Annotated in this window: 19 protein-coding genes and 1 pseudogene; 6 read left to right on the plus strand and 14 right to left on the minus strand. The window is 43.7% G+C overall.

From position 1 onward, the window contains the following. Positions 1–4: 4 nt before the first annotated feature. On the minus strand, positions 5–2,008 hold the full coding sequence (feoB, locus tag P7F88_RS07265; RefSeq protein WP_277823243.1) for a ferrous iron transport protein B: 2,004 nt from the start codon (positions 2,006–2,008) through the stop codon (positions 5–7). A gap of 47 nt (positions 2,009–2,055) precedes the next feature. Next, on the minus strand, positions 2,056–2,355 hold the full coding sequence (locus P7F88_RS07270; RefSeq protein ID WP_277823245.1) for a FeoA family protein: 300 nt from the start codon (positions 2,353–2,355) through the stop codon (positions 2,056–2,058). Between the two features lie 502 nt (positions 2,356–2,857). Here P7F88_RS07270 and P7F88_RS07275 point away from each other — a divergent pair. Both P7F88_RS07275 and P7F88_RS07280 read left to right on the plus strand, forming a co-directional pair. After that, positions 2,858–4,630 (plus strand): solute:sodium symporter family transporter, encoded by a 1,773-nt coding sequence (locus P7F88_RS07275; protein ID WP_277823247.1) that lies wholly within the window; start codon positions 2,858–2,860, stop codon positions 4,628–4,630. 116 nt (positions 4,631–4,746) lie between these two features. Beyond that, a complete protein-coding gene (locus tag P7F88_RS07280) occupies positions 4,747–5,358 on the plus strand; it encodes a DsbA family protein (RefSeq protein ID WP_277823249.1) in 612 nt (203 codons plus the stop codon). 42 nt (positions 5,359–5,400) lie between these two features. Here the strand turns inward: P7F88_RS07280 and P7F88_RS07285 are convergent, their stop codons facing one another. From P7F88_RS07285 to hpfG, 3 genes are all read right to left on the minus strand, one after another. Continuing rightward, positions 5,401–6,384, minus strand: a complete 984-nt coding sequence (locus P7F88_RS07285; protein WP_277823251.1) for an ABC transporter substrate-binding protein — start codon at positions 6,382–6,384, stop codon at positions 5,401–5,403. A gap of 99 nt (positions 6,385–6,483) precedes the next feature. Continuing rightward, positions 6,484–7,434, minus strand: coding sequence for a (2S)-3-sulfopropanediol dehydratase activating enzyme (hpfH, locus tag P7F88_RS07290; protein ID WP_277823253.1), 951 nt, complete (start codon positions 7,432–7,434; stop codon positions 6,484–6,486). A 12-nt stretch (positions 7,435–7,446) separates the two neighbouring features. After that, complete coding sequence (gene hpfG, locus P7F88_RS07295; protein WP_277823255.1) at positions 7,447–9,978, minus strand: (2S)-3-sulfopropanediol dehydratase; 2,532 nt, start codon at positions 9,976–9,978, stop codon at positions 7,447–7,449. Positions 9,979–10,257: 279 nt separating this feature from the next. Here hpfG and P7F88_RS07300 point away from each other — a divergent pair, with 279 nt between their 5' ends. Continuing rightward, positions 10,258–10,998, plus strand: coding sequence for a sulfite exporter TauE/SafE family protein (locus P7F88_RS07300; RefSeq protein WP_277823257.1), 741 nt, complete (start codon positions 10,258–10,260; stop codon positions 10,996–10,998). 44 nt (positions 10,999–11,042) lie between these two features. Here P7F88_RS07300 and P7F88_RS07305 read toward each other — a convergent pair whose 3' ends face one another. The 5 genes from P7F88_RS07305 to P7F88_RS07325 all read right to left on the minus strand — a co-directional run bounded on the left by P7F88_RS07305 (position 11,043) and on the right by P7F88_RS07325 (position 18,204). Further along, complete coding sequence (locus tag P7F88_RS07305; protein WP_277823259.1) at positions 11,043–11,699, minus strand: PilZ domain-containing protein; 657 nt, start codon at positions 11,697–11,699, stop codon at positions 11,043–11,045. A 412-nt stretch (positions 11,700–12,111) separates the two neighbouring features. Further along, positions 12,112–13,662 carry a hypothetical protein gene (locus P7F88_RS07310; RefSeq protein WP_277823261.1) on the minus strand — a complete coding sequence of 517 codons (1,551 nt, stop codon included), beginning with the start codon at positions 13,660–13,662 and terminating at the stop codon, positions 12,112–12,114. Positions 13,663–13,905: 243 nt separating this feature from the next. Further along, entirely contained in the window at positions 13,906–14,646 is a 741-nt protein-coding gene (locus P7F88_RS07315) for a DeoR/GlpR family DNA-binding transcription regulator (RefSeq protein WP_277823263.1), read from the minus strand. Between the two features lie 232 nt (positions 14,647–14,878). Continuing rightward, positions 14,879–17,302, minus strand: a complete 2,424-nt coding sequence (locus P7F88_RS07320; protein ID WP_277823265.1) for a formate C-acetyltransferase/glycerol dehydratase family glycyl radical enzyme — start codon at positions 17,300–17,302, stop codon at positions 14,879–14,881. Positions 17,303–17,304: 2 nt separating this feature from the next. Beyond that, positions 17,305–18,204 (minus strand): glycyl-radical enzyme activating protein, encoded by a 900-nt coding sequence (locus tag P7F88_RS07325; protein ID WP_277823267.1) that lies wholly within the window; start codon positions 18,202–18,204, stop codon positions 17,305–17,307. 172 nt (positions 18,205–18,376) lie between these two features. Here P7F88_RS07325 and P7F88_RS07330 point away from each other — a divergent pair, with 172 nt between their 5' ends. The 3 genes from P7F88_RS07330 to P7F88_RS07340 all read left to right on the plus strand — a co-directional run bounded on the left by P7F88_RS07330 (position 18,377) and on the right by P7F88_RS07340 (position 21,543). Continuing rightward, complete coding sequence (locus P7F88_RS07330; protein ID WP_277823269.1) at positions 18,377–19,051, plus strand: fructose-6-phosphate aldolase; 675 nt, start codon at positions 18,377–18,379, stop codon at positions 19,049–19,051. 280 nt (positions 19,052–19,331) lie between these two features. Then, positions 19,332–20,480, plus strand: a complete 1,149-nt coding sequence (yiaY, locus tag P7F88_RS07335) for an L-threonine dehydrogenase (RefSeq protein ID WP_277823271.1) — start codon at positions 19,332–19,334, stop codon at positions 20,478–20,480. A gap of 211 nt (positions 20,481–20,691) precedes the next feature. Next, positions 20,692–21,543: a helix-turn-helix transcriptional regulator gene (locus P7F88_RS07340; protein ID WP_277823273.1), complete on the plus strand. Its 852-nt coding sequence runs from the start codon at positions 20,692–20,694 to the stop codon at positions 21,541–21,543. A gap of 1 nt (position 21,544) precedes the next feature. Here P7F88_RS07340 and P7F88_RS07345 read toward each other — a convergent pair whose 3' ends face one another. The 4 genes and pseudogenes from P7F88_RS07345 to P7F88_RS07360 form a co-directional block, all read right to left on the minus strand. Then, a complete protein-coding gene (locus P7F88_RS07345) occupies positions 21,545–21,943 on the minus strand; it encodes an OsmC family protein (RefSeq protein WP_277823275.1) in 399 nt (132 codons plus the stop codon). Positions 21,944–22,010: 67 nt separating this feature from the next. Further along, complete coding sequence (locus P7F88_RS07350; RefSeq protein ID WP_277823277.1) at positions 22,011–23,018, minus strand: virulence RhuM family protein; 1,008 nt, start codon at positions 23,016–23,018, stop codon at positions 22,011–22,013. Between the two features lie 174 nt (positions 23,019–23,192). Then, positions 23,193–23,878, minus strand: a pseudogene (locus P7F88_RS07355) (response regulator). Further along, positions 23,875–25,317 carry an ATP-binding protein gene (locus tag P7F88_RS07360; RefSeq protein ID WP_277823281.1) on the minus strand — a complete coding sequence of 481 codons (1,443 nt, stop codon included), beginning with the start codon at positions 25,315–25,317 and terminating at the stop codon, positions 23,875–23,877. The pseudogene P7F88_RS07355 and the gene P7F88_RS07360 overlap by 4 nt, the downstream one beginning before the upstream one ends. Positions 25,318–25,482: the final 165 nt, after the last annotated feature.

The following is a 25,482-nucleotide window of genomic DNA, read 5'->3' on the forward strand; positions in this document are numbered from 1 at the left end:
CTCCTTATAAAGACACTACGTTTATAAGTTGTTTTTCTTTCTCGTTACCTTTTCTAACAAAGTAAACTAACGCTCCAACTAGTGCCAAACAAACCAGCATGCCGAACTCAAATCCCTGTCCTACAGTACCTGTAGTGATATAAGTTCCCACCTGGTAGATGCAGAAAGCAACGAAATAACCAACACCAAACTGGAAAGCGATACCACCAAACAGCCATTTTCTGTTTTCAAGTTCAGCATTCATTGCACCGATTGCAGCAAAACATGGTGGTGTGAACAAGTTGAACGCGAGATAAGCAAATGCTGCAACCGAAGTTAACCCCATAACACCGGCTACATCAGCGCTACCAGAGACTAAAGCCAATTCTTCGGTATCGATGAAATTAGTAATCCCGTACACAACTGCAAGTGTTCCAACCACATTTTCTTTAGCGATGAAGCCAGTGATAGCCGCAGCTGCTAATTGCCATGCACCAAAGCCCAAAGGTATTAAAACAAATGCGAAAGGAGATGCGATGCTCGCGAGAATACTCGTATGCTCAGCACCTTCAGCAACCACTTGAAATTGCCAGGTAAATGTCTGCATGATTTGGACAACAGCATTACACAATAAGATGATGGTACCGGCTTTAATAATGAAAGCCTTACCTCGTGATAGAGATGACAACAGTGCACGGCTGATACTCGGAAAACGATACTCCGGTAGCTCAAGAATGAAAAATGATCTGGTGCTTTTCTCACCTGTGATTCTGACAATAAGCATAGCGCCAGCGACAATAATTGCTATACCAGCGAAGTACATGGTCGTTCCTACCCACGCAGCATCCTGGAAAAATACGCCCGCGAACAGCGCAATCACCGGTAGTTTCGCGCCACAAGGCATAAATGGAGTTAACATCGCTGTGGTTCTGCGCTGTCTTTGGTTCTGAATCGTACGTGTTGCCATGATCCCTGGAATGGCACACCCGGTACCAATGATCATAGGGATAATCGACTTTCCTGAAAGTCCGACCTTCTTGAAGAAACGGTCCATGACTACCGCAACCCGCGCCATGTAGCCACTATCTTCAAGCAACGCAAGTAAAAAGAACAACACCATAATCAGAGGAAGAAAGCCAACAACCGCTCCAACACCACCTATAATACCGTCTAGTAGTAATGCACCAAGTAACGGTGAAACATCATCGCCTAATAAACCTTCAACTGTTGCATATAAACCATCTATCCATCCCACAAGCAGGTCAGCCAACAGAGGACCAACATGCGTTTGCGATAAAGAGAAAACACACCAGATGATAAAAGCGAAAATAGGCAATCCAAGCCACTTGTGTGCTAACACGCTGTCTACTTTGTCCTGAAGTGTATACTCAGTACTTTTTTGGGCTCTTTGCTCTACAGACTGAACCAGTTTAGTAACAAACTGATACCTTTCTTTATCCTGAGATTTTACCGACTCAGCGTCTGTTAACTCCTTAGTTGAACTGGTAAACGGCGCAGATTGAGTGCTTCCATTAAGTTCAATGGTTTGACTAATAAGCTCTTTCAAAGCAGTATCGTTGTTTTGAGTAGCTACTGTTTCAACTACTGGACAGCCTAAGGATTCTTGCAGCTGTTGAAGATCTAGAGTGATCTCTTTCTTCTTATTTAAGTCGCTTTTATTCAGAACAACTACGACAGGGATTCCAAGCTCTAAAAGTTGAGTAGTAAAGAAAAGGCTGCGGCTCAGATTGGTCGAATCGACGATGTTCAGGATCGCATCGGGTCTTTCGTTATTTATATAATCACGAGTGATCGTCTCTTCCGATGTAAATGGAGACATAGAATAAGCACCCGGTAGATCCACCACAGATAGCTCGGTCTCAGATTGACTGATAGATGCTTTAACGCTCGCTGCTTTTTTGCTGATGGTTACACCTGCCCAGTTACCTACACGTTCAATATTCCCCGTTAAGGCATTAAAAAGAGTGGTTTTACCACTGTTGGGGTTGCCTGCTAATGCTATTTTCACAATAAATTCCTTACTAATTTGCCTTAAAACTGACCTTTAGAATTTCATTAGACAAGAATGATTAATTTCGCTAACTCAGAATCGATGCTATACCGAGAATCCTTTATGCTTATCACATAAGTTTCTGATAAAACTGATATAAGAGTGATCGTTTCGCCCTTGAAGCAGCCCAATGTAAAAAGAAATGCCACCATCTCAGCATCTCCCTGAACAACTTCTTTAATCTCGTATTCTTGGCTTACCTTTGCTTTGAGTAAGCTTTTGGCGTCATCGCTCTCTTTTTTATTTCTACCTTGCATAAAGGTCATTACCTTGCCCGGTAGTTGGTTAAAAATTGCTATGCTCAATTCTTACTCTCCACATTCAAAAATTTCGCCTGGAAACAATTACGCTTATACAAACACTAATGATAACGATTTCTATTTGAGAAATATAAGCGAACAAATATTTCATCACAATAGGTGATGAGGCATTTATGCCCTCTCATGATAAAAGCCTGCACTTATGTTGATTTACATCAATTATTCCAAGGCTTCTCCAACCTTTCTTGGGTAAATTTCACTCTCCAGAACGAGTTGAATTTGAAACAGGTCAAAGTATCTGATTTCAAACTCAGCTCTCGAACTCATAAAGGAAAATATTCTTTTCTATACCCTCCTGAACATGTTTACACAAACAATAACTGACACTTTTATATGCTTTAGATCACATTAATCCAGACGACACATCGATCGCCTTCACATATTTTCGAGATTTAATTGCTGTGTAAACGTTTCCACTGCAATCTAAATGCAATGTTTACGCAAACACATTTTGTATTTAATTAATTTTTAATTTGGAGAAATAGCAATGCCAATTACGATTCTTTTGTCATTCTTTTTCTTTACAGGCTTTGTGGTTTTCTTCACCTGGTCTCGTGTAAAGAATCAGAAAAATGACTCTAAAGACGGCTTCTTCCTTGGTGGTCGTAGTTTAACGGGTGGTCTGATCGCAAGTTCACTGATCCTGACTAACCTTTCCGCGACAAGCTTTGTTGGTATGAGTGCACTTTCGTTTAAGGGCAACATGTCGGTAATGGGATACGAAGTCGCATCAGGGATTACGCTGATAATCATCGCGCTGTTCCTGGTACCTCGTTACCTTAAGCAAGGTATCACTACTATTCCTGACTTTCTTGAGTCTCGGTATGATCTTTCTGTAAAGCAGTTTGTTACTGTGCTGTTCCTGCTGAGTTATATAGTTAACCTTCTTCCAAACACGCTTTATGCTGGCGCAATGGTTATTGGTGGTATCTTCGATATTGAAACCATGCTGGGTATCAGCCGCTTCTCTGCAATACTTCTTATCGCATCGATCATTGGTGTTTTAGGCCTTTTCTACGCAATCTATGGTGGTCTGAAAGCCGTTGTTATTGCAGATACGCTTAATGGCGTTGGCCTGATCGTTGGTGGTCTTATGATCCCAATCTTCGGTTTGATTGTACTTGGTGATGGTAGCTTTGCGGATGGCTTGACAACCATCACAGCTAACGCGACTGAAAAACTGCAGGCAGTTGGTGCTGAAGATGACCCTAACGTACCATTCTCAACCATGTTCACTGGTCTTCTGCTTGTAAACCTTTACTACTGGGGTACCGATCAGGCGATTATCCAGCGTGCATTGGGTGCGAAAAACCTGAAAGAAGGCCAGAAAGGTGTAATCCTGGCGGGTGCGATTAAGGTTATTACTCCTCTATTCCTAATCATTCCAGGCATCATCGCTTACCATATGTTTGGTACCGTAGATGCGTCAGGTCAGACTTACGAGGCTGATACCATGTATACGCGCCTTGTTAATGAAGTGCTACCTAAACCACTGGTAGGTTTCTTCTTGGCAGCTATGTTTGGCGCAATTCTGTCTACATTTAACGGCGTACTGAACTCATCAACGACACTATTCACCCTGAACGTATATAAACCTCTGTTTGACAAAGAAGATAAGCTATCCGACCAGGAACTGGTAAACAAAGGACGTTCATTCGGTCTGTTTATCGCAATCCTATCGGTTGGTATCGCTCCGTTTATCATGTTTGCACCAAATGGACTATTCGACTTATTACAACGCCTAGCAGGCCTGTTCAGTGTACCTATCTTCACTATCGTGTTTATGGGGTACATTACTAAGCGAGTACCGGCTGTTGCGGCGAAAGTATCTCTGGCAGTATTCGTAGTCGCTTACGGCATCATCCAGTTCACTCCAACAGCGTATCAAGGTTACCTGGGCCCGTTGAAACCAATCGCTGAACTACATTTCTTCCACCAGCTAGCGGTACTGTTCGTTATCTGCTGTGGTTTGATGTTTGTTATTGGCAAAATCCGCCCTCGCGAGACAGCTTATGTTCTCCCTGTTAATGAAGACATGGATATCAAGCCGTGGGAATTCCGCTTCGAGGTATCTGCAGTGATCATGTACATGGTACTGGGTGCATATATCACCTTCTCAGACCTGGGCCTTGTGGCAGGTGACACCACGTTTATGGTGACTTACGCACTTTGCGGTATCGTTATTCTTGCGGGTATTTTTGCCAGAATTAAGAAGAAGCAAAAACAGTTCGCTCAGCTTCAAGAACAGGCAGCTGACTAACTCTTAAACAATCTAAAAACGATTAAGTTATGAGATATAAAACGCATCCAGGTGGGTGCGTTTTGTTCGTTTATAGCGCATAGTACCATCCAGACACATAAAGAAAGGAACTCGCTATGTCACAAAAGCTTTACTACGTTTATGATCCCATGTGTGCCTGGTGTTGGGGTTACCGCCCTACCTGGAAACAGATAGAGAGTGAACTTTCACAGCATCTAGAGGTAGAGTATGTTCTCGGTGGCCTAGCAGCTGACTCTGATGTTCCCATGCCAGAAGATTTGCAAAGAACAATCGCTTCATACTGGCAAAGAATACACGACCTGCTCGGCACGGAGTTCAACTTTGATTTCTGGTCAAACAACACACCCAGACGCTCTACTTACCCATCATGCAGAGCGGTTCTTGCTGCTCGATATCAAGGCAAAGAGAAAGAGATGATCCTGGCGGTACAGCAGGCTTACTATCTGCAAGCTCTAAACCCAAGTGACAATTCTGTATTGATAGGATTGGCGAAAGATATCGGCCTGGACATGGCTAAGTTTGAAGCTGACTTATTATCGGAGAGTACTAAGCAAGCCTTGTTGGATGAAATAAGCTTTGCTCGTTCAATTGGAGGTAACAGCTTCCCTTCTCTTTTTGTCCGAAAAGACAACCGCCTGCATGAGTTGCCAATCAATTATCAGGATGCAAAAGAGACTGTAGCTCAGGTGTTGAAGATAATAACTTAACTGAGTTCAATCGAAGAGCAGAGATCGAATGCGAAACGGATACTACTCTAATAGCTCTGCTCTCCTAAGAACATTATTTGGCAACTTTAATCCCCACCGTTCGAGTTCATACTGACTAAACAGATACTCTCCATCTGCTGACTTTTCTATGTAAGGAATCGTTCCAACACTTAGGATTTCATCCACTATATTCGCAGCAAGCTCCCCTTGTTTATAGCCACTGTTGACGAACCCTCCGATTGCTTTATTTTTGCCCACTGAATAGCGCCAGAAAGCAAATACCGGGATATTACTGTTAACACTGGTCCACTCCGTTGTTATCTCTGAAGAAACCTGATCTCCGTTTTCATTTTTTAATCGGGAATAGCTGGATATAAGGACTGCGTCGTAATCATCAATAGAGAGCGAATTAATCTTTTCCTGCCACTCTTTAAAGTCATTGGCGAGATAGAAATCAAGCTGAACGCCTCCAATCATATCCCTACCTCCTTGCGCTCGATATGTGTTAACGATCGCTTCAGAGGTTACGCCACTATCCATTAGCAGCAATGTTCGATGTGCTTTAAGATCCAAAAGTCTGGGAAGTAAAAATTTTAGATTCTGTTTTAATAGGGGCCGTTCTAACACACCTGAAACATTAGGTGGGATAGCGCCGTTATTGAAATATACTTTAGGATCGTTGTTTACTCCCATAAATACCAGAGGAATCCCCGCATCGCTGACTCGCTGACCCAGATATTTAAGCGCATTGTCATCCATGGTAATCACGATATCGGGGTTGGCTAATAGAATCTTTTGCCAAATATCATTCCCGCGATTGGCAAACTCGGATGAAGGTATCCGTTTTGTGTCCATTTCAGCATAAGTCAGCTGATGCTGGTCATTGAACACCGATTCCAAACCGCGTCTGCATTCAGATGTCCAAAGGTATTCAGCGTGATAGCTATCCACCACAAACACTGTGGCTGCGGATAGCTTAAATGTCATCAAAAGTAACAGGCAACTTAAGTTGATTCGTAGCAGCAAATTCAATATCCATATCAAAGATGATTAAAAGTAACTATATACATAGCAACTATGTTCATAAAGTATAGATGAATTTTACTGTGAATTGGCAATAGAGAGCTAACCAGTAGCTTTTTCTCTGGTCCCCACTACGCAATGGATACCTCGTTGATTAAAATACGAGGCTATTTCGTTTACATGCTCCTGAAACACAGCCCTGTCGAACTCTAATTCCCGTATCTTGTATTCAAGCCCTAAAGATTCATATTTTTCCTCTCCAAGCCGCATAAAGCTAAGAAGCTGAAGGGTTCTGACTCTCCCGGACATCTCGTTGAGAATAAAATCCGCTGTTGCTTCGATGTTCTCAAAGTCATCATTGACTGAAGGGATAACAGGGATTCTTACTATCAACTCTTTGTCAGTCTGAGAGAGCTTCTTCAGGTTGTTTAATATTTTATGGTTATCTACCCCTGTGTACTTTTTGTGTCTCTTACTATCCATGAGTTTGATGTCAGAGATAAACAAATCGGTATAGGGAATCAAGGACTCTAATTTGTTCCAGTTAGAATAGAAACTGGACTCAAGGCATGTGTGAACCCCTTCCCTATTACACTCTTTGAATAGTTCTATAACAAACTCGCTCTGCAAAAGTGGCTCTCCACCCGATACAGTGACCCCACCGCCTGAGCGTTCATAAAAACCTCTATCCTGTAAGATAACCTTCATGCATTGCTCTACGGACATATGACTGCCCCACTGCTTTATTGCTTCAGAGGGGCATTCATCTGCGCAGTCACTGCAGTTTACACAAAGGTTACGATCAACTTTCACCAGTTTAGAGTCTGAAAAAATAAGCATCTTCGGATCATGGCACACTTCTTCGCACGAACCACATTTTTCGCTGGAGATACACTTATTATGATAAACACCAACTTCAATATGCCTGTTAAAGCTCTCCGGGTTACCACACCAGTCGCACCTTAAAGGACACCCTTTAAGGAAAAACTCAGTGCGGATACCCGGACCATCATGAAGCGTGAACCGCTGGACGTTTAGAACCGTTCCTGGCACTTGCTACCTCAATTAAAATCTAAGTTCAGTTCGTTGGATAAGGTCGTCCTGCAACGGTTTACCCAGCTCGACAAAGTAAGCGCTGTATCCTGCTACACGCACCAGCATATCTCGATAGTTATCTGGATTTTTCTGTGCTGCGCGCATCTTCTCTGCACTCATAATATTGAACTGAACATGCATACCCTGCTTAGCGATATACTCGTCGACAAAGCTAACCAGAATATCCCTTCCTTCCACACCTGCAACCGCATCTTCCGGGAAGCGAAGGTTAAGCAGCGTCCCGTTTGTCGCAAGGCTGTGATCAACCTTAGTCACTGAGTTCACGATAGCGGTAGGACCATTGATATCGTGTGAACCGCCCTCTGTATGTACCGGTCCCATATTGTCAGAAATAGGTTCTTCGTTCTTACGACCGTCCAGAGATGCCCGGGTATACAGCCCCATACCAACATTGGCATTCACCGTATACACACCAGGGCTGAACTTACCACCACGCGGGTTATCACGCCCTTTAATGTGGCGGCAATAACACTCAAACATAAAGTTAAATAGGTTATCCGCTTCATCATTATCGTTACCGTAATGGGGGATCTTGGAGCTGTTTACCAGTGCATACAACTTTTCATGGCCTTCCCAGTTATCTCTGACCGCATCCAGTAGCTCTTTACCAGTATACTTTTTATCTTCGAACATCAGCTTTTTAATGGTAGCCAGCGAGTCGGCACAGGTTGCGATACCCGCCGCCTGCGGCGCGGTTCCGTTATACTTCACGCCGCCATAAGTCATGTCCTTACCAGACTCTATACAACCTTCAAAAAACGCGGAAATATAAGGCGTTGGCTTAATCATCCGATGGATTTTATCTGTCACATTCAGGCAGCTACAAAGCTGGTCACACCAATATGCAAACTGCTTATCCACGCTTTCCAGCACTTCTTCAAACGTCTTGTAAGTTTCCAGGCTACCTGTATCAGGACCTAGCTGCATGCCTGCATCAGGACCAGATAAAATTCGACCACCATTAATCACCATTTCCATCATCTTGGCGGTGTTCACATAACCCGCGTCTAGCCAGCCATGCTCTTTACCCGGAATGGTAGGCTCAACACAACCAACAACGGCATAATCTCGCGCTTCTTTCAAAGTCACGCCTTTACCCTGCATCGCTTTGATAGCAGGGCCATCGTTGAACAGTTTCGGGTGACCATAACCTGCTCGAATACACTCAATGGTTTTGATCTTTAGTTCATATGGTGTGTTGTCGTGCATACGCACACATACCCACGGGTTCATCATGCGAGTGTGAACAGAGCCTTCCAACATCAACATGGTTAAATCATTGGTCGCATCATCACCATTTGCATCGACACCACCAATGGTAAGACTTTCGCCACCAAATCCACGACCATTACGCACTTTTACCGTGCCCTTATCTTTTAGCTTGGTCGGGTTGTTCATCTTCACATAAAGCACTTCAATCAGCTCAAGGATGAACTCTTTAGCAACGGCGTTCTTTTTTACGTCTTTCTCATAAAACGGATACAGCCACTGGTCCATACGTCCATAGGAAATGGAGTGACCGTTGCCTTCAATTTGAGTCATCGTAACTGCGAAATTAAATAACTGGACCGCCTGCCAGAATGACTGAGGAACGCCACCAGCTATTTGATAGCAGTTATCCGCCATAATCTGAAGCTCTTGCTGGCGTTTAAGATCGGTTTCGCTCGCAGCCATCTCTTCAGCCAGTTTTGCGTAACGGGCAATATATTGCTTCGCAGCTTCCAGAGTGATAATGGTTGCTTTGTAATAATCTCGTTTGTCGCTGAAATCAGGATCCTGTTTAGACAATTTAGCAAATGCCGATTTTGCCTGATCCAGAACACCGTCATATCCAAGCGTCATGAGTTTATTAAAGTCCATGGCGAAATGACCAATGCCAGCGAAGTGATAGTTATTGGTCTGGAACACCTTTTCCCCCATGTGAGAACCTTTCTTCTGGTCTTCATCCAGGTGGGCGGTAATGATCTCGTTGGCGCTCTTACCTTTCCAGTACTCGCAAAGCTCCAGAATCTCAGCTCGGTCTTCATCATTACGAATGTAGAACTGATCATTGGCACGCTCTTCAAACGGAGAGTTCAGTATTTCATCAATGATCCAGTCCACAGAGAATTCAGGATAGATAGGAGAAGCTTTCGCCGGAGCAGCAATCTCACCAAGAATTAAGTCATCCTGGTATATATGGAGAGTAGTGTTTAGCAGGATGTTCTCGAACGCATATGCGCACTGAAGAATTCGCGGCGTTGCTTCGTGCTTTTTATACGCCTGAGTCACAAGGCGCAATCTCTCTACATCGATATCGTAAGGTCGGCCAAGGAATGCCTGACGCAGTTTATTGACGCGTGGATACGGAGACCAGTCTTCATGACCAACCTCATACCCCAAACCATATACTTTATCAAAGTCATCTAAACCACGCGCAAGAGTATGAGAGTCTGCGCTTGTTTGTAGCAAACTCTCCTTATCCACCTGGAAGTTATCCATTATCTACCTCATAAACTTAAAACTGAAAAATCATCAAAATGCCAATGTTCATTCCGAAAAATGAACATTGGCATTTTGACCAGTTACCACTTTTAGCCAGCTAACCAAAAGTATTAGGTAATGAAGCCATTATACGGAGTGGCTCGTCTTCTTCTGAGAAAATAATCACAAATACGAAAACAAAAATACAAAAAACAACACAATGTGACATATGTAATGGTTATTTAATTTAATAGGATTATAGTGTCACTAAATTTCAATCGCTCAAAAACAGGACACATGGATACCACCATTATTTTTGTCTCGCTGATCATCGCATTGGCTGGTTTTACTCAGGGTCTGACCGGATTTGGTTCTGCTCTGGTATCGGTACCGCTTCTTTCACTAATAGTCGGCGCTCAAACTGCAGTGCCAATTGCTGGTATCTTCGGCTGGCTGGTGACTCTGCCGATTGCCTGGAAGATGCGTCACTCTATTCAGCGACAAACGGGACTTATCCTGTTTGCAGGCTCGGTTCCGGCATCTTTTGTGGGAGCGAAATTGCTTGCGACCATGCCGTCGCAGTACATTCTGCTTACGATGGGATTAGTACTGATTATATCTAGCTTGCACTCGTTCCGGGCGACCAAACCTGTTTTCCAGAAAACCTCTATTCCTGTAACGATTGGCGCGGGTTTTACATCAGGCGTTTTGGGGGCGAGCGTTGGTGAGTCGGGTCCACCAGTAATTGCATACACATCTATGCAGCCCTGGACAGCAGACCAGGTTAAATCGACTCTAACTTTCTTCTTTATGCTTCAGATGATTGGTGCAAACATCAGCTTCTGGAATGAAGGGCTAATCACCGATGAAGTAATATCCCATGTCATTTCTGCTTTGCCTGCATTTGCAATTGGCCTGGCAGGAGGAATGGTTGGCTATCACTACCTTCAAAAGTACAACATCAACTACCACAAGATCGTACATAGCTTCCTGCTGTTTATTGGCTGTGCCCTGGTGTTTAAAAACCTTCACTTCTGATTGTTTTTGTCAGAAATAACACAATAAATCCTCTGGTTATCCAACTAGAGGATTATATTTTGCAGCACTTCCAGTTGTAATTCATCGCTTACCTTTAACTTATGCTCAAGTGTCACGCCTATTACTGTGCCGCTTCTTATATGCCTGCAGTTAGCAATAAAGCATTTGGGATAAGGTTTTGGAAGGTGTTTCATCTCAGGTTCGATTTGGATCTCTTCGCCCTGTTTGACCTCTATAGACTCACCTTCAATGAGCAGGCCACAGCCACATCTTGAGATATCAATTAGCTTTCCAAAATACAATTTATTCCTAATAACAACGTTCGCCTTAAAATCAACGGAATAGCGCTTAAACGCTCTAACGGACTTGGTTTCTACTTGCTTTGGGAACTCAACAAACATCAGGTGAGTACCTGATGATTCCAGCCTGATGATTTTGCTTCTGAACGCTAATACGTGCCCTTCTCCCATATCGGAAAAGCCACGAATAACAATGGCCACTCCATTGGTTTTGCGCATAAACAGTTCATCAATCGACTTGATAGAAAATTCAAAAAGTAGATATTGATGATGTTTCAGACCAACAAAGAGACAAGTGACCTCTCGTTTATCATCTGATGCAAATTCGATTGTACCTGTTAGTTTCATACCAAAGGAAAGGTAGGAAACTAATTCCTGGTTTATAGCCTCTGACGTTATCAAGCAAGCCTCCATATCGTTATATTTATTATTTTTTTATTATTAGTTTATACTCAAGTGACCTCATGATGCGGGATTCAGAGCTACATCAGAAACGTTAGTTCAAGGAAAATATTTGTAGGAATGGCATTCCCTTTCAAGAATATTTGACGAAGAAATTACGCTTCTTATGAGCTTCCAAAGGGCGAGCTTTATTCGCTTCTACTCTGCGTTACTGATTTTTGATGTAGAACCACTATATCTTCAAATCAGTGCCTTGATTAATAGCGAATAAATTCTCGCTGAAAATGCATCTTGAGGTTACTTGAGTATATACGCCTGTGAGGAATTGGGATAAAAAATGAAACTTATTGAATAAAAATTGTGATATGGATAAAGCGAAGACACAACCGCCAACAATGAGAATTTAGCTGAATTAACGTCGCTTAATTTTGCCCATAAGTCTTTCTGACCAGGTGCTTTTAGGTACAACCACGGGCTCTGTTTTAATCGGTCTGACGGTTACTGAGGGAATGCTGCCTTTGTAGCGGTTAACTTTGGAAAGCGCTCTACCAACTCTTTCAATTCTTCGCTTACTCACTCGTATGTATTTTTGGGCATCAGCACTGGATCCAGAATATCTGCGTAGCGCATGTAGGCTTCTGTTAACCATCTCTTGCGAAAATTTATACTGAGTCCCCACCATATTGACCACCATAAACTGGTGCTCGTCGCTTACGCTGCTAATCAAGGCTCGCTCTGCATCCACCAACTCACGATATCGGTCCATGGTTAATGTATAGCCGATGGTATCAGCATTGATATTTTCGTTTTGCTGGATTCGGTTGTGGCTACGGTATGCATAGTTGTATTCGCCAGCCACCGATAGATACATCAGCTCAATCAGTTGCATCTCTTCAAAAAGATAACCATGAGGGCCATTGGTACGTCTGGCCAGATCAAATGAAAGCATCGCTTTTGCGGGCTTACCGCTCAACTGCATACCAATCGCATCTATCAGATACCCATAAACACTTGCCTGCTGACGCAGATTAGCAGGTACTCGCTTAAGATACCTTGCCAACACCGGTGTTAGCCTTCTACTGATCTTTGTAAACTGTTTGGGGTGTTCTATTGCAGCCTCGTAGAGCACCCCAAAAAACTCCATCAACTGCTGTTCATTGTGTGTAAGCGACTGAAGATAAGAAACTATAAAGCTCTCTAGCGATTTTACCTGTCCCTGTTTAACTAACGCCAATACAGACTTTTTAAACAGGATAGTATCGTCACTTCGGGTTATCTGTGAACGAACCAGCGCCTCTGTTGCCAATTCTTCTTTACCCATGCTCATATAGGTTTCATACAATGCAGTATTAGCCTGAAAATGAAAAACACCTACGTCTACCAATGACGTCAACAGAGACTCTGAACGTTCTGGCTGAAGGTCTATAAGAAGCTTCGCTAGGGTGAGTTTGTTTTTGCTGGAAAGAAATTTATCCGGCTGCCTCCTGGCAATAGCATGGTATACCGCTAATTGAGTGTTAAACCGTAGTTGGTCCAGAACAAAGTTCAGCTTCACTGTATCGTTTATCTGATGTAAATCGTCTCTGCAATGGGAAACTAGCGCATCCAGATCCTGATATCTTTGCGCCACTTCCTGAGTTCGGATCTGCAAGCGAACACTTTTAGATACGGCATCACCCACCAGTTTGTTTGTCAGCGGAGAGGTAAAGAAGATATCAGCACCGCTTTCCCTTGCTTTGAGTATCTCCACCTTATCATTGATGATATGTCGAATATCGAGCACATAAACAGGCCTTACTCCGTATATCGCCATCTTATGCTGCTGCTCTATATACTGAGTGATTTTGTCGATATGTTCAGAATGGTACTCAATCACCGTAATATCTGCAGGAGATCGATTGATGATGCCATCCCTTACCGACCGGGCATTTATGCTTTCTGTATCGACTCCGGCGGTCCGCAAACACTCCCTTATTAGATTTCGCTTCCCTCTGTCATCGACAAAAAGATTCACTTTAATATTTGGGAAAAGATTGGCTGACCTGACTAGTGACTTCATATTGCCTGTTTGTTGTTCTTTATGATCAACACCGAGACTAATCGTTTCATCCCGACAATGAAATATCTAACTCAAAGAAAAATCGATTAATGAGTACCTACTCTACTTCCGTGATTATATGCAGAAACATATATTCAAGTAATCAAGTTAACCCAATATAACTTCTACGCCCTGCGCTTTCAGATACTCTATATCTTCCGTAGGAGCCGAGTTATCCGTTAACAGAATAGAAATCTCGTTGGTTTGTCCAATACTAGATGGATAGATCTGACCAAACTTACTGGAATCGGTAAGAACGATATTACGTCGCTTCTTAGCCAGAATAGTTTCCGCAATCTCCGCCCGCATCATATCCCTGCTGGTAAATCCGGTATCTTGCTGGAAACCATCGATTCCGAGAAACGCAGTGCTAAAGTGAATATTCTGAATACAAAGCTTTGTCAGAGGACCAACAAGACTTTCTCCCTGGTGTTGATAAACACCACCAAGAAGAATGATATTGGCATTAGAGTTTCGGATAAGGTGTGCGATATAAGCTGAAGGCGTAATGATGGTTACATCACCTCTATCGGCTAATGTTCTCGCAAGTAGAGCATTGGCACTGCCACCCTCGATTAAAACCGTTTCATTTGGTGCCACCAAATCCGCCGCTTTAGTTGCCAGCGCCTGCTTTACATCGAACCGAACTTCCAGGCGAGAATCAATATCATCGCTCTGTAGCGCAACTGCAGCGCCATGCACTCTTTTCAGGTAACCTTGTTGCTCCAGAAAGTTCAGATCCTGCCGAATGGTAACGCCTGAGACTCCAATGGTCTCGACAAGCTCCGTCACCTGAACTCGTTTCCTTTCATTCACCAGTTGCAGAATTTCATTTTGTCTTGAGTTCACAGTGCTACTCCAAAAACTAAAAAGAGGCTACTATTGTAACCTCACACTTATACCCCACACCGTCATTCCACTAGCCGTGCGCTCACGAAAGCGGGAATCTAAATAAATCAAGACGCTAGATCCCTGCCTACGCTGGGATGACGGGTAGTATCAATAAACTGAAGCTACTATTGTAACCCCTATAACTTTCATATGAAACCGATATGAAATATAAATATTAAGTCAGACGATTTTATAACTCATGCTCTGTACGGGCGATAATGTCATCCTGAGCATCTGGAGACAGAGCCGTAAAGAACGCAGAATACCCTGCAACACGCACCACCAAGTCTCGGTATTGTTCCGGATTCTCTTTCGCCGCCAGTAACGTATCCCGTGAAACGATGTTGTACTGTACATGCCACCCTTTATGATGGTTAAAGAAGGTACGGATCAACATAGAAAGTTTAAGCTTATCCCCTTCTGACGCCACCGCTGCCGGGCTAAGTTTCTGGTTCAGCAATACGCCACCCAAAATCTTATCCGCCTGGATTTTTGCCACCGAGTTGTATACCGCAGTTGGTCCTAAGCGGTCAGAGCCGGAGGCAGGGCTGGCACCTTCTGCAAGTGGCGACTTAGCCTTTCTTCCATCTGGCGTTGCCATTGTAGACGAACCAAATGGGACATTAGCAGAAATACTGGATGTACCTGCATAGTAGCCACCGCCGATTGGACCTCTACCGTGTCGGGTATTAACAAAGTTTTCCAGTTCATCAATATAGTACTGATAAGCCTGTGCCAACAGGCTATCAACGGAGTCATCATCGTTGCCGTACTTAGGTGCGAAATTCAGTATGCGCTGACGAAGTTGCTCTTGCTCAGAAGACTCGAAGTTGTCTTTAAGTGCCTGAGCAAGCTCTGGTTGTGTAATCTGCGCATCGTCAAACACCATATGTTTAACCGTTGCCAGGCTGTTGCCCAGATTCGCGATACCGACCTGAAGACCTGACACCCAGTCATATTTTGCCCCGCCTTCTTTCACCGTTTTACCGCGTTCAAGGCAGTTATCAACCAGAGAAGAACAGAAGATGTCCTGAGCCTGTTGCTCAAGAACGGTATCCACAACAGTATCAATCTCGATAGATTTACGAGCGTAATAACGAATCTGTTGCTCCCATGACGCCATCACTTCATCAAAGTTAGCAAAGTTTCCTTCTGCAAGAGATTTTTCATGCGGCAGGAAAGCCTTACCGGATGTCGCATCTTCGCCTTTATTGAGCGCTGCCAGCAGTATGCGGGCAAAGTTGATAAAGCTCATCCCCGTACAACGGTAGCCCCATTTTCCCGGTACAGCCGTTTCAATACATCCGATAGAGGCGTAGTTATAAGCATCCTCTTTTTCTACACCAAGCTTAATAAACTCAGGAATCACGATTTCATCGTTATTGAAGGCCGGCATACCAAAACCACATTTGATGACTTCGATACAACCCATAAGGAACTCCTGATTGAGCCCTTCATGGTAACGAACACTCAAGTTTGGCTGAGTAGAACGAAGCTGACCACAAGATTCAAGGATCGCCCATGATAGAGGGTTTACCGCATCTTCTGGTTCACCGGCTTCATTCAGCTTCTGACCACCGATGCAGACGTTCTGATATAGGGGTGAACCGGCTGAAGCTTTAGAGTGTGCGCCAGAGCGAATCTTATTTACCTCAAGTAACTTCAACCAGCAACTCTGAAGTAGCTCTAAAGCAAAGGCTTTTTCAATAGAGCCGCTTTCAATATCCTGCACATAGAACTCATTCAGGAACTGATCCATACGACCGAAAGAAACAGAGTGTCCGTTGGATTCAATCTGCAACATAAGCTGAACAAAGTAGCTCAACTGTAGTGCTTGCCAGAAGTTTTCAGGCGCTTTGTATGCAATATGTCGGCAGTTTTCAGCAATGCTCTCTAACTCGGCTTTACGCTCTGGGCGCAACTCTTGTTCAGCCATTTGCAACGCAAGTGCGGAATAGCTGACAATATGCTCTTGAATAGCGAGTAAAACAATCTCTGTCGCCTTGTAGAACTGCTCTTTTTTCAGGCCATCAAGAGTAGAAAGATCGTTGTCTGCTCGATACTGTCTCACTTCTTCGATAAGCCCACTCATACCGAGCTTCAGGATTTTGTCATTGTCTACAGCCAGATGCGCATCACCTGAAGTCATATTGCCTTCAGCTTTGATAATGGTGGTTGCCAGTATCTCCTGTTGCTCATAGGTAAACATGCCATAACAACGATCCTGAACCGTTTTACCTCGCCAGTATGGGGTGATCTTATGGATACTTTCTTTGTCTTCTTCTGTAACAGCAAAACCAGCGCCAGGTCGATCCGCCAGGTCGTCTATTTCAGCTTCAATCCAGCGAACCGTGTACTCTGGGAAAATAGGTGCTGCGCGAACCTTGCTGGCCTGATTGCCAACAATCAGTTCGTCATGCTTAATCCAGATGGTACGGGTTTCAAGGTGCTCTTTTAATGCCAGCGCGCGCTGGACAATCACTGGCTTATCTTCATTTGCTCTGTATGCACGTGTATATGCTTCAGCTCGCTCCGTACATACCGGAGGAGTAATAATATTTACCAGCTCTGATTTATGCGCTTTGATACGTTCTGGTAGAAAATTTAAATTCATGGTTAGCCTCTCACGGTCACAGTTAGTTGTGTGGTTGTGTTTGCGTATTCTTCTGCTCGCTCTAATAACGCCGGATTCTTCAGTGGTTGGTCTGAACATTCATAAGGCATATCAAGCAGGCGATATTTGTTGATACCTAGAGTGTGGTATGGCAACAGGTGTAGTTCTTTGCAGCTTTCAAGTGAAGCTGCAAAATCAATAATTTCTTTCAGTTCTTCATCTGTGTCGTTGAAGCCCGGAACCACAGGGACTCGAATAACGATGCGTTTAGCAATAGCGTCGAGCTTACGAAAGTTATCTTTTATTCTCTTCGATGATCCCTTTGCCCAGCTTAAGAATTTTTGCTCATCAGTGTGCTTCAGGTCTGCCAGCCAGCAATCGACATAGGGCGCGATAGCTTCAACATTTTTCCAAGGAGCATGCATACATGACTCAATAGCCGTGGATACCTGGTTTTCCTTTAACCGACTAGCGATTTCTTTTACTAAATCAGGCTGCATTAGTGGCTCGCCACCGGAAAATGTCACTCCACCCTGACTCTGATCGTAAAACGGCTTGTCCTTCATCAAGGTCTCAAACAGAGTGTCAGCTGTTGCTTCCTGTCCACATACATTTAGCGCCTGCGTAGGACACACTTTTTCTAGCGCAATTAGCTGCTCTTCAGTGATTGCTTTTCGGTTGACTGTGATATTTCCACCATTACGTTCAATACCTTCACAGGCGTCCGAACAGAGGGTACAACCTTCCAGACAACTACGTTCATCAAACAATAAGGAGCGTTTCTCGCTACGACTCTCGGGGTTCTGACACCACGGACATGCCAGGCTGCATCCTTTAAGGAACAATATCGTCCGAATGCCATCACCGTCGTGTGTCGAGAATCTTTGAATATTGAAGTACATGCTCGTCACCTTAATTTCATATGGAAGTTTCACCTTCCGGCTTAACTTTCGCTTAATGAAATTATTATACTTTCATTTGAAATTTAAATTGATCCGCGTCAATATCAATTGAAGTTAACGGTTTTATATTAGCCAGTACAACCTAATCCGTTTTCAAATAAAGGTAATTGAGATGATCGAACTCTATCTGGATACTGCCGATGTCGAGCAAACAAAACGTTTTAATCAATGCTTGCCGTTAAAAGGGATAACAACAAACCCAACGATTCTTGCTCAATCAGGAAAAGGCCTAAATGAAACATTAGCCAATATGCAAAGCGTATTAGGCGAAACGCCGCGTTTTCATGCCCAAGTAGTGAGTACCACAGCGGAAGCTATGCTAGAAGAAGCTCGTCAGTTGAATGAGTTGCCATACGACATGGTCGTTAAAGTGCCAGCGACCGAAACGGGACTTGCGGCGATTAAGTTGATGAAGAAAGAAGGTATTCAGGTATTGGCTACCGCTATTTACTCAGCGCAACAAGGTTTCATGGCTGCATTGTGTGGTGCAGATTATTTGGCTCCCTATGTAAACCGCATTGACGCGATTAACGGTAATGGTGTCGAAGTCGTGGCCGATCTTCAGCTTCTGTTAGACCAAAACCAACTACCGGCCAAAATACTGGCTGCCAGCTTTAAAAATACCCAGCAAGCGATGGAAGTAATGAAGTTGGGTATAGAGGCGATCACACTGCCAGTTGATGTCGCAGCTTCGATGTTTGCTCACCCATCAGTAAAACCAGCAGTAGAGCAATTTGATGCAGACTGGAAAGCTGCATTTGGTAACAAGCTCTCTTTCGAAAGCTAGGCTCTGTTGACCGTCAAAGTGCTTATTGAGGTCGCGTAATGCGGCCTTTGTTATATCTGTAGCCACTCCTTACCCCTCCCCAAAAACATCAAATACGGTAAAAATCACAGAGTCTGACTAAATTCCTGACCACAACACCCCATAACCTAATGATTATTAATAACAAAAATAATGTCACTAAAATTCCGGCTATTTTTTTAAAAACTGAGCTAGTTGCGTTTTTTCGACATTGATAGTCTCGCTTGCAGTTATCTTATTAATAATTATATCGGAGCAAATTATGTCTAACGCATTTTACATTCCCTCGCTGAACCTTATGGGTGCTGGTTGTTTGGGAGAAGCAGTAAATAACGTTAAGTCTTTCGGTTACAAAAAAGCGCTTATCGTTACCGACAAAGTACTTAATGAAATCGGTGTTGTTGGTAAGATCGTTGATCTGCTATCTGAAGCTGGTGTTGCTTCTGCTGTTTTCGCAGAGACAAAACCAAACCCGACAATCGAAAACGTTAATGATGGTCTGACAATGCTTAAAGATGCAGAGTGTGACTGCGTAATCTCTCTTGGTGGTGGCTCTCCACACGATTGTGCAAAAGGTATCGCACTACTGGCAACCAATGGTGGCGAGATCAAAGACTACGAAGGCGTTGATCAATCAGCTAAACCACAACTTCCACTAATTGCTATCAATACTACAGCGGGTACCGCGTCTGAAATGACTCGTTTCTGCATCATCACTGATGAAGCTCGCCACATTAAGATGGCGATTGTTGATAAACACGTAACGCCAATTATCTCGGTTAACGATCCAGAACTAATGCTGCTAAAACCAGCAGGCCTGACAGCTGCTACTGGTATGGATGCATTGACTCACGCTATCGAAGCTTACGTTTCAATTGCTGCTACTCCTGTAACTGATGCAGTTGCACTTAAAGCCATTGAAATGATTCAGGCAAACCTTCGCAATGCGGTTGAAAATGGTGACGACCTGACTGCTCGTGACAATATGGCTTACGCTCAGTTCATGGCTGGCATGGCGTTCAACAACGCTTCTTTAGGCTATGTACACGCGATTGCACACCAGCTTGGTGGTTTCTACGACCTTCCACACGGCGTGTGTAATGCTATCCTTCTTCCACATGTACAACAGTACAACGCACAAGTTGCACCAGAGCGCCTGGCTGACGTAGCAAAAGCAATGGGTGTTGATATCGCAGGAATGGAAGCGGCTGATGCTGCGCAAGCTGGTCTTGATGCTATCCGTCAGCTATCAAAAGATATCAACATACCTGCGGGCCTTGAAGGTCTTGGCGTTCGTAAAGACGACTTCGATACGCTAGCGGAAAACGCTCTGAAAGATGCTTGTGGTCTGACTAACCCGAAACAAGCGACACACGAAGAGATCGTTGCAATTCTTGACGCAGCGATGTAATCAACCCACCCGGTTACTTTCTTTCAAGGGCTATTAGTTGAGCACTGGTAGTCCTTATTTTTCTATTTACTCAAGTAGGCTCAACCGTAGCTTCGCAGCGAAAACGTTTGGCTTCTATCTAAGCTCTCAATCCTGACTTTCCTCTGTAGATCTTGGATCTTGATTCCCATAACATCACCGTACAGCAACCCATAAAAAGTAAGCACACTAAATGCACCAAATACGAGATTTTAGCCGGATAGCAGAGAGAGAATATGCCCTTTCGACTGATAGTATAAACTTGCTCTACTACGATCTCCCTAAGTATTTTAGTGATGAATACCATTCATACGACGCACCTCGTTTATGCACCATTATCGAAGGTACAAAAGAAGTCAGTATCAACCAATCTGAAAAGTTTGTTTATCAAAAGGATCAGTTTGTACTTCTACCACCCAACTCGAATGTCCATATGTGTATGTCTGAATACACCAAAGCGCTGGTGTATGAGTTCAGCGATCAAATCATTAGCAATGTAAGCCAAAAGGTGTCCGATAATCTGAACATGGATCTGCCTGATGAGATGAACTACTCGAACTTCACTCTGGACAAAATTGACAATCGGATAGAATCACTGCATGGAAGAATGCAGCAAATATTGCGTGAAGACGACCCCAATATGCGTTTCCTGATCGATATTACTTCGCAAGAGCTTGTCTATGAGTTACTCAAGAAACAGGGGTGTCACGATATAATTTACCACTACAAAAACCATCCGATAAATAAAGCCATTCGGATAATGAACGGTACAGTTGGCGGAAATCTTAAGGTCGCGGAGGTCGCTGAAGAGGTGGACATGTCTTTGTCGAACTTCAGTCAGAAGTTCAAGCTAGTGACCAATCATAGCCCTAAAGAGTACATAACAAAGCTAAAGCTGCATAAATCTAAAAAGCACCTGAACTCGATGTCCGTCACCGACACGGCTTATGAAGTGGGCTACGACAACATATCCCACTTTATACGCCTATTTAAGAAAGAGTTTGGCGTGACGCCAAAGCAATATCAACTACTCGATAGGCACTAGGCTAAACAATTTCCCAACTATGAGTCATCTTCACACCTTCGCCAAGCATCAGGCATACTGAACAGTATTTTTCTAGTGAGTCTGCCGCAACTTTAGCGACAATCGCATCGTCGAGCTTATCTCCTGATACTTCGAAGTGGATATTAACGCTGGTGAAGATACGTGGCGCAGTATCACGTCGCTCTGTAGTTAGCTTCGCAACACATGAAGTCACTTTCTGATTCGCGGTTTTAAGGCCATCAACGACATCTACAGAACTGCAACCACCAGCCGCCATCAGTACCATCTCCATCGGGCTTGGTGCTGTCGCTCCGCTATTGCCATCCATCACCACCGAGTGACCAGACTGAGACTCACCCAGAAACTTAAAATCTTCTATCCACTTTACTTCTGCTTTCATAAATCTTATTTCCAAATTTTACGTGACAAAGCCATTCCGTCGAATGGCTTCTAATTCCCTACATACCTCAATGATTATCTTTCCCTAATACTTTCATTGCTGCTAACAAATCTCTATCGACCTGGGTAGGCTCGGCATCTATCACTCGCCTAAACTTGTCATACTCTTGTTTCGCTTTTTGCTTGGCTTGCTCTGAAGAGACTTTTCCGGCGTGAGTGAGTATTTCAAAATCACTCAGTTGCAAGAAGTCATCCAGTTTATTCGCCCAATCTGCCATTTTCATCAACTTACCTTGTCTCGCTTGCAGCTCTGCAAATTCAAGATAAGAAGTGACTATTCGATTGAGGGTATCTAACTCTTGCTCTGACAAATAATTCTTGGCTGTGACTACTTCTTTTCGTGTTGGCTCTTGCCCTTGATAACTGGTTAACCCAAGATGAGGTTTATCACTATCGACACGTTTAAACACCAACTCTGCTGCGGTGTGTCCATGAGCAGCCCAATGCATTTTATTTTGAACCTGGGCGAAGAAATACATACTGGTTTGTGCTTTTCCATCGTAATCAATACTGGTGGCGTAAATATCACACACCTTACGCCAGAAGATTTTCTCTGACGAACGTATATCACGAATACGGTTGAGCAGTTCATCGAAGTATTGGCTGGACTCTGGCGACTTCAAACGCTCATCATCCATCACAAAACCTTTACTTAAATATTCCTTCAGGGTTTGTGTCGCCCATTGACGAAATTGTGTACCTTGCTTTGAACGAACTCGATAACCCACCGCTAATATCACATCTAAATTATAGAATTTAGTGTTGTAGGATTTTCCATCTGAGGCAGTTGTTCGGAATAACCGAACAACTGAATCTTCGACCAGTTCATCTTCTGAAAATATATTACTCAGATGTTCACTTATGGTTGCTTTTGCCTTACCGTACAAAGAACACAAATCAGCCTGACTTAACCAAAGTGTTTCTGCTTCAAAGCGGCACTCCACCTGAGCGCGACCATCAGCACTTTCAAACAGGATAAATTGACCTTTATCCGATGGAGTCAGTTCTTTGGTCATTGCGACACTTCCCCCTTAGTTAAAGAGAAGTCACGCAGCAGGTCTACCACCGACCAAAGGGATGCTGCTGAAGAGAAGCTAGTGCTCATTATGCGTGTTCTGCTATCAAATAAAATTGACGGCATATTACCACAGAGTAAAGCAGATTAGCCTTTTGAAAACAGAATTTTGAGGCTAGATTTCCAGTTTATAGCCGACTCCATAAATGGATTTTACGAAATCACATTCAGGGTTTACTTCCATCATTTTTTTCGCAGATTCTTTACGTGGCTATCGATGGTTCGATCTGTAACAACCCTGCCATCCTCATAGATTCGCCCCATAAGCTGATCTCGGCTGAAAATCTGCCCATGGTGCTTATGTAAATGATTCAATAAACGAAATTCCGCAGGCGTCAGGTTTACATTATCCCCATGAAGGACAACCGTCATACAAGCCTCGTCAATAACCAGCGCTGCCTGAACCTCTGCAACTTCTGAAACAGACATTGATGAGCGACGCAGGATGTTTTTCACTCTGGCGACCAGCTCACGCGGGCTATATGGTTTACAGATATAGTCATCGGCACCGAGTTCTAAACCTAACAAGCGGTCAATTTCATCAACCTTGGCAGTCGCCATTACTACAGGTACTTCACTAAAGGTTCGCAACTCCCGATAAATATCCAATCCATCCCTATGGGGTAGCATTAGATCGAGCACGATAAGGTCAGGAGAGTTCGCTTTTACCCAATCAATCACGTCAGCACCATCGTCTATCCAGTGATGAGCGAAGCCAGAATGCTGGAGGTATTCACACAATACCGCAGCCAAGGCCGGTTCATCTTCTACAACCAGTATCGTTTTTTGTTTGTCACTCATGATGCGTCCTTAGGTAACGTTATAATAATTTTCAGCCCGCCCAGTTCTGAATGCCCAGCGGAAACAGTTCCACCATGGGCATGTACTATGTTTTCACAAATAGCCAAACCCAGCCCGGAGCCACCGCTTAAGCGACTTCTTGATTTATCAACTCTGTACAGCCTCTCAAACAGGTGACCCAGGGATTCTTCCGGAACACCCGGTGTGCTGTCCTCAAAGGTAATCTGAACCTGGTTTTCTTTTTCAGTAATGGCTATAGATGCACTTCCACCTGCATCTGTGTAACGATAGGTATTTTCCAGAAGATTGGTAAATAGTTGACTCAGGTATTTGGCATCTCCTTTGATATCTATCGGTGCCAACTCATCGAAACTGGTAACCAGCGATATGTTCTTTTCCGCTAAGCGAGATTCACATTGATAGGCAACCGAATCCACAATCGCGACTAGTTCGACCTTTGAAGTTAGATCTATATTCATGCCACTATCAGTTAAAGAGAGTTGGTGAAGGTCGTCAACCAATTTGCCTAAGGTTAAAACCTGATTATGAAGCGAATCTATATACCTGGGTTCTGGTTTTCGTATTCCATCCTGCATAGCTTCGAGCTCACTTCTTAACACCGCAATTGGAGTTCTAAGCTCATGGGAGATGTCGGATAACCATTGCTCGCGAATCTCTTTCTGGGATTTAAGTGAAGCGACGACACCATTGAATGTCCGGATTAGGTCTGCAAGCTCGTCGGTGCCTTTCGCCTCTATATGAAAATCCAGCTCACCTTCCGCAATGGATTGAGCGCCTTCAGAGAGCGCCTTGAGTGGATTCAAAAAATGACGAACCATAAAAAAGGCGATGATAAACGACAGCAAGATGGTGATTGATACGATAACAAACACATAATGGGTCTGCTGTTCAAAAAAACTCTCGGCCAGTTCTCCTGATAGCTCGTTACTTTGCACAATAGATACATACCCTACAACCTTGTTATCAATCATGACTTCAAGCTTTGTCAGAGTCTTACTATCACCCAGTTCTTTTGTGTTCTCCGGCATGCCAGCGACAGACTGGCCGTTTGTATCCAACAGGTTTACTCTGACTCCGAATGGCACAAAAGCTGTTTGAGCCCCCGATAATTGCTCAACCCGAGGGGGATTTAGGCGCTCTCTTGGTTTACCCGGAGGTGGTGGGATCTCCCCAAGGTTACCTATAAGGCTAGCCCAGATATGTGGAGCATGTTCCAGTCGACGCCAGCCAAACTTATCCGAATAGTAAGCCTTTACATTTTCAACTAAGGTTTCGGCCTGAGCGATTTCCTTATCATTCAGATACCCCTGCAACCCAGTTTTAAAACTAGAATTGATCATCAGGGTCATCACACTCAGGCTTGCGATACAAACCAGCAATATCGAGACAAAAAGCTTAGCAAAGATAGAAAGACGCACCACTTGTTCCAGGGTATAAACAGTATTTGTTCAATATATACTAAATCAAGAGTGTGCAGGAATTATGGAGTTAAATAATCCCTGAATTCGTCAATTGGGCAGTATATACAGCGATTTTTTCTTCAGTAGAACCTAATAAGAAATACAATCGTTGCGTGTTCCATT

This window comes from Vibrio hannami (genome assembly GCF_029589055.1).
Taxonomy (GTDB): Bacteria; Pseudomonadota; Gammaproteobacteria; order Enterobacterales; family Vibrionaceae; genus Vibrio; species Vibrio hannami.

What these genes read in the sequence shown, in the direction of transcription:
- P7F88_RS07275 (WP_277823247.1), top strand. Translation starts at nt 2,858, where the DNA reads ATGCCAATTACGATTCTTTTGTCATTCTTTTTCTTTACAGGCTTTGTG.
- P7F88_RS07280 (WP_277823249.1), top strand. Translation starts at nt 4,747, where the DNA reads ATGTCACAAAAGCTTTACTACGTTTATGATCCCATGTGTGCCTGGTGT.
- hpfG (WP_277823255.1), bottom strand. Translation starts at nt 9,978, where the DNA reads ATGGATAACTTCCAGGTGGATAAGGAGAGTTTGCTACAAACAAGCGCA.
- P7F88_RS07300 (WP_277823257.1), top strand. Translation starts at nt 10,258, where the DNA reads ATGGATACCACCATTATTTTTGTCTCGCTGATCATCGCATTGGCTGGT.
- P7F88_RS07320 (WP_277823265.1), bottom strand. Translation starts at nt 17,302, where the DNA reads ATGAATTTAAATTTTCTACCAGAACGTATCAAAGCGCATAAATCAGAG.
- P7F88_RS07325 (WP_277823267.1), bottom strand. Translation starts at nt 18,204, where the DNA reads ATGTACTTCAATATTCAAAGATTCTCGACACACGACGGTGATGGCATT.
- P7F88_RS07330 (WP_277823269.1), top strand. Translation starts at nt 18,377, where the DNA reads ATGATCGAACTCTATCTGGATACTGCCGATGTCGAGCAAACAAAACGT.
- yiaY (WP_277823271.1), top strand. Translation starts at nt 19,332, where the DNA reads ATGTCTAACGCATTTTACATTCCCTCGCTGAACCTTATGGGTGCTGGT.
- P7F88_RS07340 (WP_277823273.1), top strand. Translation starts at nt 20,692, where the DNA reads ATGCACCAAATACGAGATTTTAGCCGGATAGCAGAGAGAGAATATGCC.
- P7F88_RS07345 (WP_277823275.1), bottom strand. Translation starts at nt 21,943, where the DNA reads ATGAAAGCAGAAGTAAAGTGGATAGAAGATTTTAAGTTTCTGGGTGAG.
- P7F88_RS07350 (WP_277823277.1), bottom strand. Translation starts at nt 23,018, where the DNA reads ATGACCAAAGAACTGACTCCATCGGATAAAGGTCAATTTATCCTGTTT.